This is a genomic window from Pseudonocardia yuanmonensis, assembly GCF_039542425.1.
Classification (GTDB): domain Bacteria; phylum Actinomycetota; class Actinomycetes; order Mycobacteriales; family Pseudonocardiaceae; genus Pseudonocardia; species Pseudonocardia yuanmonensis.
In genome coordinates this window covers 1-13,599 of the sequence record NZ_BAABIC010000021.1, presented here as the reverse complement: position 1 = coordinate 13,599, position 13,599 = coordinate 1, and the positions used below count along the sequence as shown (strand labels likewise).

Annotated in this window: 12 protein-coding genes and 1 tRNA gene; 5 read left to right on the top strand and 8 right to left on the bottom strand. The window is 74.0% G+C overall.

All coding sequences use genetic code 11. The features are described 5' to 3' along the window. Positions 1–116 precede the first annotated feature (116 nt). The 5 genes from ABD990_RS25710 to ABD990_RS25690 all read right to left on the bottom strand — a co-directional run bounded on the left by ABD990_RS25710 (position 117) and on the right by ABD990_RS25690 (position 7,038). Positions 117–3,488: a S41 family peptidase gene (locus ABD990_RS25710; protein ID WP_345383319.1), complete on the bottom strand. Its 3,372-nt coding sequence runs from the start codon at positions 3,486–3,488 to the stop codon at positions 117–119. A 114-nt stretch (positions 3,489–3,602) separates the two neighbouring features. After that, positions 3,603–3,872, bottom strand: a complete 270-nt coding sequence (locus tag ABD990_RS25705) for a DUF2277 domain-containing protein (protein WP_345383318.1) — start codon at positions 3,870–3,872, stop codon at positions 3,603–3,605. Positions 3,873–3,917: 45 nt separating this feature from the next. Continuing rightward, positions 3,918–4,949: an NAD-dependent epimerase/dehydratase family protein gene (locus ABD990_RS25700; RefSeq protein ID WP_345383317.1), complete on the bottom strand. Its 1,032-nt coding sequence runs from the start codon at positions 4,947–4,949 to the stop codon at positions 3,918–3,920. A 60-nt stretch (positions 4,950–5,009) separates the two neighbouring features. Next, positions 5,010–5,681: a PIG-L deacetylase family protein gene (locus ABD990_RS25695; protein ID WP_345383316.1), complete on the bottom strand. Its 672-nt coding sequence runs from the start codon at positions 5,679–5,681 to the stop codon at positions 5,010–5,012. Positions 5,682–5,808: 127 nt separating this feature from the next. Beyond that, positions 5,809–7,038, bottom strand: a complete 1,230-nt coding sequence (locus ABD990_RS25690; RefSeq protein WP_345383315.1) for a methyltransferase domain-containing protein — start codon at positions 7,036–7,038, stop codon at positions 5,809–5,811. A 166-nt stretch (positions 7,039–7,204) separates the two neighbouring features. Here ABD990_RS25690 and ABD990_RS25685 point away from each other — a divergent pair. Continuing rightward, positions 7,205–7,275 (top strand) — tRNA-Gln (locus ABD990_RS25685). Between the two features lie 229 nt (positions 7,276–7,504). Here the strand turns inward: ABD990_RS25685 and ABD990_RS25680 are convergent. After that, positions 7,505–7,942 carry an OsmC family peroxiredoxin gene (locus tag ABD990_RS25680; protein WP_345383314.1) on the bottom strand — a complete coding sequence of 146 codons (438 nt, stop codon included), beginning with the start codon at positions 7,940–7,942 and terminating at the stop codon, positions 7,505–7,507. Between the two features lie 115 nt (positions 7,943–8,057). After that, positions 8,058–8,498 (bottom strand): L,D-transpeptidase, encoded by a 441-nt coding sequence (locus ABD990_RS25675; protein ID WP_345383313.1) that lies wholly within the window; start codon positions 8,496–8,498, stop codon positions 8,058–8,060. Between the two features lie 180 nt (positions 8,499–8,678). Between ABD990_RS25675 and glmU the strand changes: the two genes are divergently transcribed. Then, the gene (gene glmU, locus ABD990_RS25670; RefSeq protein WP_345383312.1) at positions 8,679–10,175 is read left to right on the top strand and encodes a bifunctional UDP-N-acetylglucosamine diphosphorylase/glucosamine-1-phosphate N-acetyltransferase GlmU; all 1,497 of its coding nucleotides are present in this window, start codon (positions 8,679–8,681) and stop codon (positions 10,173–10,175) included. A 5-nt stretch (positions 10,176–10,180) separates the two neighbouring features. After that, the gene (locus ABD990_RS25665; RefSeq protein ID WP_345383430.1) at positions 10,181–11,152 is read left to right on the top strand and encodes a ribose-phosphate diphosphokinase; all 972 of its coding nucleotides are present in this window, start codon (positions 10,181–10,183) and stop codon (positions 11,150–11,152) included. A 56-nt stretch (positions 11,153–11,208) separates the two neighbouring features. Here the strand turns inward: ABD990_RS25665 and ABD990_RS25660 are convergent, their stop codons facing one another. Beyond that, the gene (locus tag ABD990_RS25660; RefSeq protein ID WP_345383311.1) at positions 11,209–11,871 is read right to left on the bottom strand and encodes an Rv1352/Rv1906c domain-containing protein; all 663 of its coding nucleotides are present in this window, start codon (positions 11,869–11,871) and stop codon (positions 11,209–11,211) included. A 288-nt stretch (positions 11,872–12,159) separates the two neighbouring features. Between ABD990_RS25660 and ABD990_RS25655 the strand changes: the two genes are divergently transcribed. Both ABD990_RS25655 and pth read left to right on the top strand, forming a co-directional pair. Further along, complete coding sequence (locus ABD990_RS25655) at positions 12,160–12,840, top strand: 50S ribosomal protein L25/general stress protein Ctc (RefSeq protein WP_345383310.1); 681 nt, start codon at positions 12,160–12,162, stop codon at positions 12,838–12,840. A gap of 3 nt (positions 12,841–12,843) precedes the next feature. Further along, positions 12,844–13,440 (top strand): aminoacyl-tRNA hydrolase, encoded by a 597-nt coding sequence (pth, locus tag ABD990_RS25650; RefSeq protein WP_345383309.1) that lies wholly within the window; start codon positions 12,844–12,846, stop codon positions 13,438–13,440. Positions 13,441–13,599: the final 159 nt, after the last annotated feature.

Below are 13,599 nucleotides of genomic sequence, written 5' to 3'. Positions count from 1 at the left end.
GTTGGGTTCCGACGATACGCCCGCCCGATTTCTTCCCGCCGACCCGGCGACCCGCCCCCGCCCGAAGGAGCGAACGGCGCTCTCGCTCATATCTAGTGAGCGAGAGCGCCGCTCGTTCACGTCCGGGGGCGCGGCGGCAGGGCCGGCTTGGCCCGGCTCGGGCGGGTCGACGGGTCCGGCGGGCCCACCGGCGGCCTGGCCTCCAACGCCTCCAGGGCGATCCGGACCGCCGTGTCCAGCTGCGGGTCCCGGCCCGCCACCCAGTCCTGCGGCGTCACGACCACCTCGACGTCCGGGTCCACGCCGTGGTTCTCCACGGACCAGTGCAGGTCGTCGAACCAGAACGAGTACCGCGGCTGCGTGACGCGGGTGCCGTCGACCAGCGAGTACCGGCTGTCGATGCCGATCACGCCGCCCCAGGTCCGGACGCCCACGACCGGGCCCAGCCCCATCCGCTTGAACGCGGCCGTCACGATGTCGCCGTCCGAGCCCGCGTGCTCGTCGACGACCGCCACGATCGGCCCCCGGGGCGCACCCTCGGGATAGGTGACGGGCGCGCCGTGCCGCACGACGTCCCAGCCGATCACCTTGCGCGCCAGCTTCTCGATCACCAGCTGCGAGGTGTGGCCGCCGGAGTTGCCGCGGACGTCGAGCACCAGCCCGTCCCGGCGGGCCTCCCGGGCGAAGTCCCGGTGCAGCTGCGCCCAGCCCGACGCGACCATGTCCGGCACGTGCAGATAGCCGAGCCGGCCCTCGGAGCGGTCCGCCACGAAGGCCCGGCGCCCGGCGACCCAGTCGTGGTAGCGGAGGTCGAGCTCGCTGCTCAGCGGCGTCACGACCACCCGGCGGAGCTCGCCGGCGGCGGTGCGGACGGTCAGCTCGGTCAGCGTGCCCGCGGTGCCCACGAGCAGCGGCGCCGGGCCGAGCTCCGGGTCGACCGGCCGGCCGCCCACCTCCAGCAGCACGTCCCCGGCCCGGACGTCGACGCCCGGGTCGGACAGCGGGCTGCGCGCGCTCGGTGCCGAGGTCTCGGGCGGGAGCACGCGCGCGACCCGCCAGCCGCCGTCGCCGTCCGGCTCCAGGTCCGCGCCGAGCAGGCCGGGCCGGCCCGTCCAGTCCCCGCCCGCGCCGCGCCCGACGACGTAGGCGTGCGACGAGCCCAGCTCGCCCTGCACCTCGTAGAGCAGGTCGACCAGGTCGTCCGCGCTGCCGACCGCGTCGACCAGCGGCCGGTACCGCTCCAGCTCGGCCGCCCAGTCGACGCCGGCCATGTCCTCGATCCAGAAGTGGTCCCGCATCAGCCGGCCGGCCTCGTCGAACATCTGGCGCCACTCGGCGGCCGGGTCGATCGTCACCGCGATGCGCCGGACGTCGATCTCGAACTCGTCCGCGTCCCCCTCCGACGGCGCCGACGACCCCGACCGGTCCGGGCGCAGCACCCGCAGCGTGCGGCCGTCCCGGACGACGAGGCGGTTGCCGTCCCCGCTGACCGCGTAGCCGTCGGCGGGGTCGGCGATGGTGTCCACCTTGCGCCGCTTCAGGTCGTAACGCTCCAGGACCGGGCGCGGCTCGTCGCCGCCGTGCCGCCCCTCGCCGAGCACGCCGGTGACCGGCACCCACAGCCAGAGCAGGCAATCCTTGGCGGCCCCGAGCGCGCGGTAGCGGCCCTCGGGGACCGGGATCGGCACGACGCGCGCGGTCAGGCCCTCGACGTCGACCACCGTCTCCGGCGGGCCGTCCTTCTCGTCGGTGGACCCGTCCTGCCCGACCTTCTCCGCGACCTTCTCCGCCGCCTTCTCGGCGGCCTTCTCGGCGGCCTTCTCGGCGGCCTCGGCCTCGTCGCTGCTCTCGGGCGCCGGGAGGTCCTCCGGCTCCTCGTCGGCCGCCGAGACCGGCCGGCCGTCCGGCCCGGCCCCGAAGGGCGACGGCGTGCGCGCGGCCAGCGGCACCAGGAAGGGGCGCCAGGAGGCCGGGAAGGTGAGGTCGAAGGAGTGCTCGTCGTAGATCGGGTCGAAGCTGCGGCGCGAGAGGAAGGCCAGGTACTTGCCGTCGCCGGTGAAGACCGGGTCGGTGTCGACGAACCGGGGCTCGGTGACGGCGACCAGCGTGTCCGGGTGACCCTCGTGCGCGAGCTGCACCATCATGATCCGGCTCAGCTCGGGCTCCACCGGGTCCTCGTAGGCCAGCCACCGGCTGTCCGGGGAGAAGGCCAGCCCGGCGATCTCCCCCGCCGCGCCCCGGGCCGGTTCGCGCAGGGCACCGGTGGCGGTGTCGAGCAGGAGGAGCCGGCCGTCGTGCGTGGCGAGCCCGGCCAGCGAGCCGTCCGGCGAGGGCGCCAGCTCCAGCACCCGGCCGAGCTCGCCGGAGCCGTACCGGACGAGCTCCGCGGCACCGTCGGCGTGCGGGTCCAGCGGGGAGATCGCGACCGCGTCCTCGCCGCTGGAGTCGTCGACCCAGATCGCGCGGTCCTCGCCGAGCGGCTGGGCCAGCCGCGCACGGACGCCCGGCTCGGCGAGCAGCGTGCGCGCCGGGCCGTCCCGGTGCGTGAGGCGGTGCACCGTGCCCCGGACGCCGACGACGCTCGCCCGCCCCGTCCGGTCCGGGTACGCGCCGCCGACCCAGCGGGCGGTGGTGATGCGGTGCGGTTCCCGGTTGGTCCGCGGGCCGCCGAGGCGGACGGGGATGCGCTGCGGCTCGCTCTCCAGCGACTCGAGCAGGAACAGCTCGCCGGCGGACTCGTAGACCACGCGGGTGCCGTCCGTGGCCGCGTGCCGGGCGTAGAAGGCCGGGGCGCCCTCGCCGCCGTGGTCGGTGTGCCGGCGCAGGTCGGCGAGCGTCCCGCGATCGACCGAGTACAGGTTGCCCCACCCCTCGTGGTCGGAGAGGAAGGCGATGCGGTCCCCGATCAGCATCGGGGCGTCGAGCTGCCCGTCGAGCTCGGCGAGGATGCGCCGGAACTCGCCGCCGCCCTCGGGGTCCCACCAGAGCGTGCCCGCGGTGCCGCCGCGGTAGCGCTTCCACCAGGCCATGTCCCGGGCCATCGTGCGGCCGACGAGCACCCCCGGGTCGCCCTGCGCGACCGCCGACACCGGCCCGTAGTCCAGCCGCCGCGGCCGCCCGCCCTTCGCCGGGACCGCGTACGCCCACGTGTTCGCCCCGGTGTGCTCCCCGATCGCGGACACCGCGAGCACCTGCCCGTCGGCGGTCCAGCCCGCCAGCCGGGTCCGCATGTCGCCCCAGAAGGTGATCCGGCGGGCGGCGCCGCCCTCCGCGTCGGCGACCCGGACCTCCGGCGCCCCGTCCTTCCACGACGTCCAGGCCACCAGCGCGCCGTCCGGCGAGAACCGCGGCCGGGCGGCCGGGACGTCGTCGGCGGTCAGGCGGGTGGCGCGGCCCCCGGCGAGCGGGGCGGTCCAGACGTCGTCCTCGGCGACGAACACGACCGCGTCGCCGGCGAGATGGGGGAAGCGGAGGTAACTGCGGGACACGGCGCCACCGTATCCGCCGGGTCCGACAGGACCGTCCGACGCCGGTGGGAGCGGGAGGCGCAGGTCAGCTGTGGCGTGCGGCGCTTGCGGACCGGGGTCCGGGGTGGCCGCGCCTCAGCGCGCGTAGCGCTCCTGCGCCCGCGCGCGGGCCTTCGCCGCCTCCACCTCGCGGTCCTTCGGCGGGGCCGTGGTCACGAGGTCGTCGAGCAGGTGCTGCGTGACGTGCGCGATCTCCGCGACGGCCCGGTCGAACGCCTCCTGGTTCGCCTGCGACGGCTTCGCCGACCCGCTGATCTTGCGGACGTACTGCAACGCCGCCGCCTCCACCTCCGCGGAGGTGGCGGGCGGCTCGAAGTTGTGCAGGGTGCGGATGTTGCGGCACATGCGCGCTCTCCCGGGCTCGACGTCGGCACCCGCCGTTGTAGCAGCTCAGCGGCCGCGGATCACGCGCATACCGGCGTCCAGCGTGCCCTCGGCCTGGCGCGCCTTGAGCACCGCGAGCCGGGTGAACCTGGTGTCGAAGGCCTCCTGGGTCAGCCCCCGTGCCCGGTACTCGGTCGCCAGCTGCTGCGCCCCGGCGGGGATGGTCCAGGACGCCTCGAAGCCGAGTTCCTTGCGTGCGCGGGTGAAGTCGACGCGGTACGAGCGCGGGTCGTTGCCCGCCTCGCCGGTGATCGCGAGCTCCGCGCCGGGCACCGCCTCGACCACGGCCTGGGCGATCTCGGCGACCGTCCGGTTGTTCTGCTCGGTGCCGACGTTGTAGGCGCGCCCCCGGACGACGTCGGCGGGCGCCGCCAGGGCCGCGACGACGGCGCCGGCGATGTCCTCGGCGTGGGCGAGCGGCCGCCACGGGGTCCCGTCCGAGAGGACCTTGACCACACCGGTGAGGACGGCGTGCCCGGTCAGGTTGTTCAGCACGATGTCGGCCCGCAACCGGGGCGAGAAGCCGAAGGCGGTCGCGTTGCGCATCGAGACGGGGACGAAGTCGGCGTCGGCCAGCTCGAGGAGGTCGTCCTCCACCCGCACCTTCGACTCGGCGTAGGGGGTCACCGGCTTCAGCGGCGCGTCCTCGTCGACGAGGTCGTCGCCGGACTGGGCGCCGTAGACGGAGCAGGTGGACGCGTAGACGAACCGGCCGACGCCGGCCTCCTTGGCCAGCCGCGCGAGGCGCGTCGACGCGTGGTGGTTGATGTCGTAGGTGATCTCCGGCGCGAGCGAGCCGAGCGGATCGTTGGACAGCGCCGCCATGTGCACCACGGCGTCGAACCCGGCGAGCCGGGCTGCGGTGACGTCCCGGAGGTCGACCGCGAGGCCGGGCACGTCCGGGGTGTCGAGCGAGCCCAGGACGCAGTCGGCGAACAGGCCGCTGTCCAGCCCGGTGACGTCGTGGCCCGCAGTCGTGAGGATCGGGGCCATCACCGTGCCGAGGTAGCCCTGGTGGCCGGTCAGCAGTACGCGCACTGTGTCTCCTCGTCGCCGTTCCGCGGTGCACGGGATGACTCGTCCGCGGCGCGCCGAGCATTAGTCGACCGGGTCGATACCCGTCAGCGGTGCGACGCCCAGGACCAGCTTCTGGGCGTGGAAGGCCTCGGCGTAGCGCGCGTGGCACTGCACCCCGCGGACCCGCGCGAGCCCGGCGAAGGTCTCGCCGTCGAACCACGTCCGGTCCCGCTGGCTCCCGTAGTGCTCCAGGAGCTTGGTGATCTTCTCCCGGAGGACGGGCTCGGCGAGGGGCAGGTAGACCGACGGCTGCGCGAGGTCGCTCTCCCACTTGAGGATCTCGTACCCGAGGGCGAGGTGGTCGCGGAAGACCGTGGGGATGATCTTGGACAGGGTCCGGTGGTCCTGGTGCGCGTCGTGGGACGCCGGCCCGAGGATCAGGTCCGGCTCGCCCATCCCCCTGACCTCCTCCACCGCCTGCTTCGCCCGCTCCCAGCGCACCGGGACGCGGCCGTCCGGCATGTCGTGGACGATGACCTCGAGCTTGGCCCCGGGGCAGAAGGCGGTGAGGGCCTCCCGCTCCTCCTCCTCGCGCAGCGACCCCCCTCCGGTCAGCACCAGCGCGGTGACGGAGACGCCCGGATGGGCCCGGCAGAGCTCGAGCAACGCTCCGCCCGCCCCGATCGCGATGTCGTCGCAGTGGGCTCCGAGCAGGACCATCCGGTCCAGGCGCTCGGGCAACAGGCTCAGCATCGTCGGGTTCAGCGCTCCTCGCGGACGGGACGGCACCGGGCGGGCGCCGTGAGGCGGACGGTGGCGCACACCAGCATCCCGCGCCGGGCCCGGCGCCGACAGGGCCGAACGATCACTCCCTCCGGCCTCAGACGACCTCGAGGGACGGGATGGGGAAGACCAGCCGCCCGCCCCACTCCCGGACCGGCGCGAGCTGCTCGACGAGCTCGTCCCGCAGGTTCCAGGGAAGGACCAGCACGTAGTCGGGCCGGTCCGCCTCGATCCGCTCCGGGGGCAGGACCGGGATCCTCGTGCCCGGGGTGAACCGGCCGTGCTTGTACGGGTTGCGGTCGACGGTGTACGGGAGCAGGTCGGGCCGGATCCCGCAGTAGTTGAGCAGGGTGTTGCCCTTGCCCGGTGCCCCGTAGCCGACGACGGTCCTGCCCGCGCGCCGGGCCTCGATCAGGAAGGCCACCAGGTCGTCGCGCACCCGCGAGACGGCCTCGGCGAAGCCGTCGTGGCCGTCGGCGGTGTGCAGGCCGGCCTTCTCCTCGGCGGCCAGCACCTCGCGGACCCGCTCCGAGGGCTCGCCCGCGACCGCGGCCGGCCGGGCCCACACGCGGATCGACCCGCCGTGGGTGTCCAGGAGCTCGACGTCGACCACCGACAGCCCGCCGGAGGCGAGGGCCCGCTGCGCGGTGAGCAGCGTGTAGTACTGGAAGTGCTCGTGGTAGACGGTGTCGAACTGGGTCCGCTCCACGAGCGTGAGCAGGTGCTGGACCTCGATCGACACCCAGCCGTCGTCGGCGACGAGGGCGCGCAGGCCCTCGGTGAACCCGACGACGTCGGGGATGTGCGCGTAGACGTTGTTCAGCGCGACGAGATCGGCGGGCCCGTGCTCGGCGCGCACCTGCACCCCGGTGTCGGGGGTGAGGAAGGCGGTCAGGGTGGGCACGCCCCGCTCCCGCGCGGCCTCGCCCACGTTGCGCGACGGCTCGATTCCCAGGCAGCGGATCCCGCGATCGACGACGTGCTGCAGCAGGTAGCCGTCGTTGCTGGCCACCTCGACGACGAACGAGTCCGGTCCGAGCCCGAGCCGCTCGGCCGACGCGTCGACGTACCGCTTCGCGTGCTGCACCCAGGACGAGGAGTACGACGAGAAGTAGGCGTACTCGGTGAAGGTCTCCTCCGGTGTGATCAGCGGGGGGAGCTGGGCGAGCAGACAGTCCTCGCAGACCCGGACGTGCAACGGGTAGGTCGGTTCCGGCAGCTCGAGGGCCTCGGCGGTGAGGAAGAGCTCGCACGGGGGCGTCGCCCCGAGGTCGAGGAAGCTGCGCAGGTTCGTCGACCCGCACAGTCGGCAACGGAGATCGGTCATGTTCTGATGCCCCCAGGGCGACGGCTGCACGACAGGACCGTGGTCGCCCGCCCCGGCACGACCGTTACCCCGTGGTGCGTGCGCCGATCGGCCGATCCGGGGGCGGCGGCCCGGTCGGACGCGCCGTCGCAACCCGCCCACACCCCCGTGACAGGATGGAGGCCTGTCCGCCGTGGTGTAACGGCAGCACCTCGGATTTTGGTTCCGATGGTCCAGGTTCGAATCCTGGCGGCGGAGCAGGCACCCGGTGCGCTCCGTGACCGGTCCACCGCGAACGGCCCGGACCCGCGGAAGGGCGGTCCACCGGATCGCGGTGGACCGCCCTTCGCGTCGGTCGCGGCCCAGGGAGCTCCCTAACGGCCGCCGGCGGGCTTCGGCGTGGGCGACGGCTGGGGCCGTCCGTTCCCCGTGCACCCCGGGCTCGTGGTCGTGCGCATGCCTCGTCCCTCCCGCTCGCCGGACGCGCTCAGTCCAGCGCGGCGTCGAGCGTGATCGTGGTGCCCGTCAGCGCCTTGCTGACCGGGCAGCCGTCCTTGGCGGCCTGCGCCGCCTTCTCGAAGGCGGCGGCGTCCATGCCGGGGACCTCGCCGCGGACGGTCAACGTGATGCCGGTGATCCGGAACCCGCCGCCCTGGTCCGGACCGAGCGAGACGTCGGCCCGCACGTCGAGCGACTCGGGGGTGGCGCCCTCCTGGCCGATCAGCGCCGAGAGCTGCATCGCGTAGCAGGCCGAGTGCGCCGCCGCGATGAGCTCCTCCGGGCTGGTGGTGCCCCCGGCCTCGTCGGCCGCGCGCTTCGGGAAGCTGACGTCGTACGTGCCGACCTTCGAGCTGGTCAGCTCGACCTGGCCGGAACCCTGCTCGAGGGTTCCGTTCCAGGCCGTCCGTGCGGTGCGAGTGGGCATCCGGACCTCCCCGTCGACGTTCGTCCGTCCGGAGGAACCCACGGAGCCGCGCCGGATACACGGACCTCGGCCCCGGGGTCGCCGACCGGTCGGGTCGGCACGACGAGCGGTGGGTTCAGCGCACCTGGACGGCGTCGCCGACCTGCAGGAAGTCGTAGAAGGCGCGGGCGTCCTCGGGCGCGAGGCGCACGCAGCCGGCCGACGGCGTCTGCAGGTTGCCCTCGTGGAACGCGATCCCGCCCTCGGCGAAGAACACCGCGAACGGCATCGGCGCGTCGTTGAACTCCTTGCTGCGGTGCTTGTCGTTCTTCCACTCCACCCGGAAGTCGCCCCGCGGCGTCTCGTGGCCGGGACCGCCGGGGCTCGTGGCGACGGGGCCGCGGACCACGCGCCCGTCGTCGATCAGCCAGGCCTTCTTGCCGGCGAGGTCCACGCACGCGCGCGCCTCGGCCGTGCACGGCGTCCCCTCGACGGGGCCGGGCCCGGCGGCGGCCTGCCCCTGACCGGCGGCCAGCGTCCCCACCCCGACCAGCCCGGCGGCGACGGCGCTGCGCACCCGCGGCGAACGAGCCCTGCTGTGCCTTCCCATGTGTCCGCTCGGCACCTTTCATCCCGTTCGACCCGGCCAGCAGCACAACGACCGGAACGGACGGAGGTAACGAGGGAAACTTCCGGCCCGACAGGCCCGCGTAGGATTCGCCCCGCATCGGGGACCCGACCATCGCGAGGAGCGCCCATGCCCGACCGCCCTTCCGCCCGCCCCGCCGCCGCCGTGGTGCTGGCCGCGGGTGAGGGGACCCGGATGCGGTCCGCGACCCCCAAGGTGCTGCACGAGATCGGCGGCCGCAGCCTGCTCGGGCACGCCGTGCACGCCGTCGCCGAGCTGGAGCCCGAGCACCTCGCCGTCGTCGTGGGGCACGCCCGCGAGCAGGTCGGCACCGCCTTGGAGCGCATCGGCGACGAGGTGGCGCGCCGGGTCCTGCCCGCCGTTCAGGAGCAGCAGAACGGCACGGGGGACGCGGTGCGCTGCGGCCTCGCGGCCCTGCCCGGCGGGCTGACCGGCACCGTCCTGGTGACCTACGGGGACGTGCCGTTGCTCGACGCCACCACGTTCGCCGAGGTCCTGCGCATGCACGAGACCGCGGGCGCCGCCGTCACCCTGCTCACCACCGACCTCGACGACCCCACCGGGTACGGCCGGATCGTCCGCGACCCCACGGGGTCGGTGCTGCGGATCGTCGAGCAGAAGGACGCGACCGAGGAGCAGCGGGCGCTCACGGAGATCAACTCCGGGGTGTACGCCTTCGACGCCGCGTTCCTCACCGCCGGGCTCGGCCGGCTCGACACCGGGAACGCCCAGGGCGAGCTCTACCTCACCGACCTGGTCGCGCTCGCGGTCGCGGACGGCCTGCGCGTCGAGGCGGTGCGCGTGGACGACCCGTGGCTGGTCGCGGGGGTCAACGACCGCGTGCAGCTCGCCGCGGTCCGCGCGGAGCTCAACCGGCGGGTCCTCGAGCGCTGGATGCTGGCCGGCGTCACGGTCGTCGACCCGACCACGACCTGGGTCGACGTGCAGGTCCGGCTCGGCCGGGACGTGCTCGTCGAGCCGGGGACGCAGCTGCGCGGACACACCACCGTGGGCGACGCGGCGGTGGTCGGCCCGGACACCACGCTCACGGACGTCGAGATCGGCGAGGGCGCCTCGGTGGTGCGCACGCACGGCTCGTCGTCCTGGATCGGTCCCGGCGCCTCCGTGGGCCCCTTCGCCTACCTGCGGCCGGGCGCCCGGCTCGGTGCCGACGGCAAGATCGGCACCTTCGTCGAGGTGAAGAACGCCGAGATCGGCCGCGGCTCCAAGGTGCCGCACCTCACCTACGTGGGCGACGCCACGATCGGCGAGCAGAGCAACATCGGCGCGTCGTCCGTCTTCGTCAACTACGACGGCGTCGCCAAGCACCGGACCACCATCGGGTCACACGTCCGGACCGGCTCCGACACGATGTTCATCGCGCCGGTGACCATCGGCGACGGCGCCTACACGGGCGCCGGCACGGTCGTCCGGGAGGACGTTCCCCCGGGGGCGCTCGCGGTGTCGTCCGGGCCACAGCGCACCATCGACGGATGGGTCGTACGGAAGCGACCCGGTTCGCCGGCGGCGGAGGCCGCCGCGCGGGCCAGCGACACGGCCGCCCGGGACGCGGCCGAGAGCGGCCGAGGAGGCACAGCGCAGTGAGTGCGATGTCGGGTCAGCCCAAGAAGAACCTGATGTTCTTCTCGGGAAGGGCGCACCCGGAGCTTGCCGAGCAGGTCGCCAAGGAGCTCGACGTCACCGTCACGCCGCAGTCGGCGTACTCCTTCGCGAACGGCGAGATCTTCGTGCGGTTCGAGGAGTCCGTCCGCGGGTGCGACGCGTTCGTCCTGCAGGCGCACAGCGCGCCGATCAACGACGCGATCATGGAGCAGCTGATCATGGTCGACGCGCTCAAGCGCGCCTCGGCCAAGCGGATCACCGTGGTCATGCCGTTCTGGGGCTACGCCCGGCAGGACAAGAAGCACCGCGGCCGCGAGCCGATCTCGGCCCGCCTGGTCGCGGACATGTTCAAGACCGCGGGCGCGGACCGGATCATGACGGTCGACCTGCACACCGCCCAGATCCAGGGCTTCTTCGACGGCCCGGTCGACCACCTGTTCGCGCTGCCGGTGCTCGCCGAGCACATCAAGCAGCACTACTCGGGCGCCGATCTCGCCGTCGTGTCGCCGGACTCCGGCCGCGTGCGACTGGCCGAGCGGTGGGCGGACTCGCTCGGCGGCACCCCGCTGGCGTTCATCCACAAGACCCGCGACCCGCTCAAGCCCAACGAGGCCGTCGCGAACCGCGTGGTCGGTGAGATCCACGGCCGGACCTGTGTGGTCATCGACGACATGATCGACACCGGTGGCACGGTGGCGAAGACGGTCGAGGTGCTGCTCAAGGAGGGCGCGCGGGACGTCGTCGTCGCAGCCACCCACGGCGTGCTCTCCGGGCCGGCCGTGGAGCGGCTGTCCTCCTGCGGGGCCCGCGAGGTGATCTTCACCGACACCCTGCCGATCCCGGACGAGAAGCGGTTCCCCACCATGACCGTGCTCTCGATCGCCCCGCTGCTCGCCGAGGCGATCCACCAGGTCTTCGACGACGGCTCGGTCACGAGCCTGTTCGACGGCAACGCCTGAGCAGGACGTGCGGAGGGGCGGGAGGCACGGCCTCCCGCCCCTCGGCGTTCTCGGGGTCAGCTCACCGTGGTCCAGGTGCAGCCGCCCGTCAGCTCCAGGTACTGCCCCTTCGCGACCGACGCGTACATCTGCCCGCTGCTCGAGCCGCCGTCCACGAAGGCGTCGTAGCTCTGCGCCGCGTCGCGGTAGGTCGCCCAGAGGCACATGCCGTACGTCCCGCCGCCCGACGTCTTGTAGCGGCCCGCCTCGATGTCGGCACCGGCCTGGTACACGCCGTCCTTCAACCCGTCCGACGACCCCGACGACCCCGACCCCGCGGCGGGCACCGGTACCTCCCGCGTCACCGTCACCGGCGCAGGCGCGGCGGCCGTGACCGTCACCGTCTCGGGTGCCGGGGCGGGCGCGGTGACCGTGACCGTCCGCGGCGCCGGGGCCGGCGCGGCGGCGGTCGCGGCGTTCCCCAGCGCGGCCCCGCCGATCCCCACGCCCATCAGCAGCCCGACCGCCAGCCCGGCCGTCGCCCACGGCCAGCGACGCCGCGGCCGCTCCGCCACGGCACCGCGGTGCGCACCGCCCTGCTCGCGGGTGCGGAGCGCCGACGGCCACGGGGCGGCGCCCGGCGCCCGGGGTGCGGGGACCACCGGGATCACGTCCGTGACGCGGTCGGCGGTCGGGTCGGTGCGGTCGTGGCGCGCCTGCTGCTCCGGCGTGATGGTCATGGCGTTCCCCCGAATGCGCTGAGCGGGTACGGACGTCCGGCTCATCGCCGCAGGCCGGAGGGCTCTTAGCCGTCTGCGCCGGGTTTCATCGATTCTGACGAGCGGACCCGGCGTATCGGTGTTGGCGGACCCTGCGACGAGTCCCCTCGGGTACGGGCGTACCCTTGTCGACGGTTCCGCGGCGAGGGCGGGTCGTTCGACGAGCCCGCCGTCATCGACGTGGGTCGGCATGTCCGCCGCCTCCTCGCCGCGCGCTCGAGACCAGCTGTACGAGGAGAGAGACCCACCGTGGCCCAGTCCAAGATCGCCGCCGAGACCCGGACCGAGTTCGGCAAGGGCGCCGCGCGGCGCACCCGCAAGGCGGGGAAGATCCCGGCCGTCCTGTACGGGCACGGCACCGACCCGCAGCACCTCGCGCTGCCGTCGCTGGAGTTCGCCGCCGTCGTCCGCGAGCAGGGCCGCAACGCCGTGCTCGAGCTCGACATCTCCGGCAGCAGCCAGCTGGCGCTGACCAAGACCGTCACCTTCCACCCGATTCGCCCGTACATCGAGCACGTCGACCTGCTGGTCGTGAAGCGGGGCGAGAAGGTCGTCGTCGAGATCCCGGTGGTCGTCACCGGCGAGGCCGGCCCCGACAGCCTGGTCACCCAGGAGCTGAACACCATCGAGGTCGAGGCCGACGCCCTCAACATCCCCGACCACGTCGAGGTCTCGGTCGAGGGCGCCGAGGTCGGCACCCAGTTCGCCGCGGGCCAGGTCACCCTGCCGCGGGGCTCGGAGCTGCGCACGGACGCCGAGGCCCTGGTCGTCAACGTGGTCGCGGCGCCGACGGCCGAGGACCTCGAGGCCACCCAGGACACCGAGGGCGCCGGCGTCGTCGAGGAGGCCCCGGAGACCCCGAGCGACGAGGCCGAGGCCCCGGCCGAGGGCGGGTCCGCCGAGGGCGGGTCCGGCTCCTCCGAGAGCTGAGGCATGTCGCCGGCACCGTCCGCCGGCACGGCTCTGGTGGTCGGGCTCGGGAACCCCGGTCCCGGCTACGCCGACACCCGGCACAACGTGGGGTTCGGCGTCGTCGAGCTGCTGGCCGAGCGCGCCGGCGCGCGGTTCTCGCTGCACAAGCGGTCGAACTCCGAGATCGCCGAGGGCCGGCTCGCGGGCCGCAAGGTCGTGCTGGCCAAGCCGCGGACGTACATGAACGAGTCCGGTGGCCCCGTCGCCGGGCTGGTCCGGTACTTCTCGGTCCCGCCCGAGGAGCTCGTCGTGGCGCACGACGACCTCGATCTCGGCTTCGGCGTCATCCGGCTGAAGCGGGGTGGTGGCGAGGGCGGGCACAACGGCCTGCGCTCGATCAGCCGCTCGCTCGGCACCAAGGACTACCTGCGGGTGCGGTTCGGCATCGGCCGCCCGCCCGGCCGCCAGGACGCGGCGGACTTCGTGCTCAAGCGGTTCTCGGCGTCCGAGCGCAAGGAGCTGGAGTTCGCGGTCGACCTGGCCGCCGACGCCGCCGAGGCGCTGCTGGAGCAGGGCCTCGAACCGGCGCAGAACCGCTTCCACGCCCTCTCCGGCTGACCCCGTCCCGCACGAACGGCGCTCTCGCTCACTGAGCCTTTCCCGGTAGCGATCTTCGGATTGCTGCCGGGTTAGGTGCTGCGGTCGTGGTCGTGGTGGAGCAGGACGAGGGCTGCGGCGGTGATCGCGCCCAGGCGCCAGGGGCAGAGGCTGACCTGG

Bases quoted from the DNA above. Each gene is read 5' to 3' on its own strand.
- ABD990_RS25705 (WP_345383318.1), bottom strand. From the start codon at position 3,872: ATGTGCCGCAACATCCGCACCCTGCACAACTTCGAGCCGCCCGCCACC.
- ABD990_RS25695 (WP_345383316.1), bottom strand. From the start codon at position 5,681: ATGCTGAGCCTGTTGCCCGAGCGCCTGGACCGGATGGTCCTGCTCGGA.
- ABD990_RS25690 (WP_345383315.1), bottom strand. From the start codon at position 7,038: ATGACCGATCTCCGTTGCCGACTGTGCGGGTCGACGAACCTGCGCAGC.
- ABD990_RS25680 (WP_345383314.1), bottom strand. From the start codon at position 7,942: ATGCCCACTCGCACCGCACGGACGGCCTGGAACGGAACCCTCGAGCAG.
- glmU (WP_345383312.1), top strand. From the start codon at position 8,679: ATGCCCGACCGCCCTTCCGCCCGCCCCGCCGCCGCCGTGGTGCTGGCC.
- ABD990_RS25665 (WP_345383430.1), top strand. From the start codon at position 10,181: ATGTCGGGTCAGCCCAAGAAGAACCTGATGTTCTTCTCGGGAAGGGCG.
- ABD990_RS25660 (WP_345383311.1), bottom strand. From the start codon at position 11,871: ATGACCATCACGCCGGAGCAGCAGGCGCGCCACGACCGCACCGACCCG.
- pth (WP_345383309.1), top strand. From the start codon at position 12,844: ATGTCGCCGGCACCGTCCGCCGGCACGGCTCTGGTGGTCGGGCTCGGG.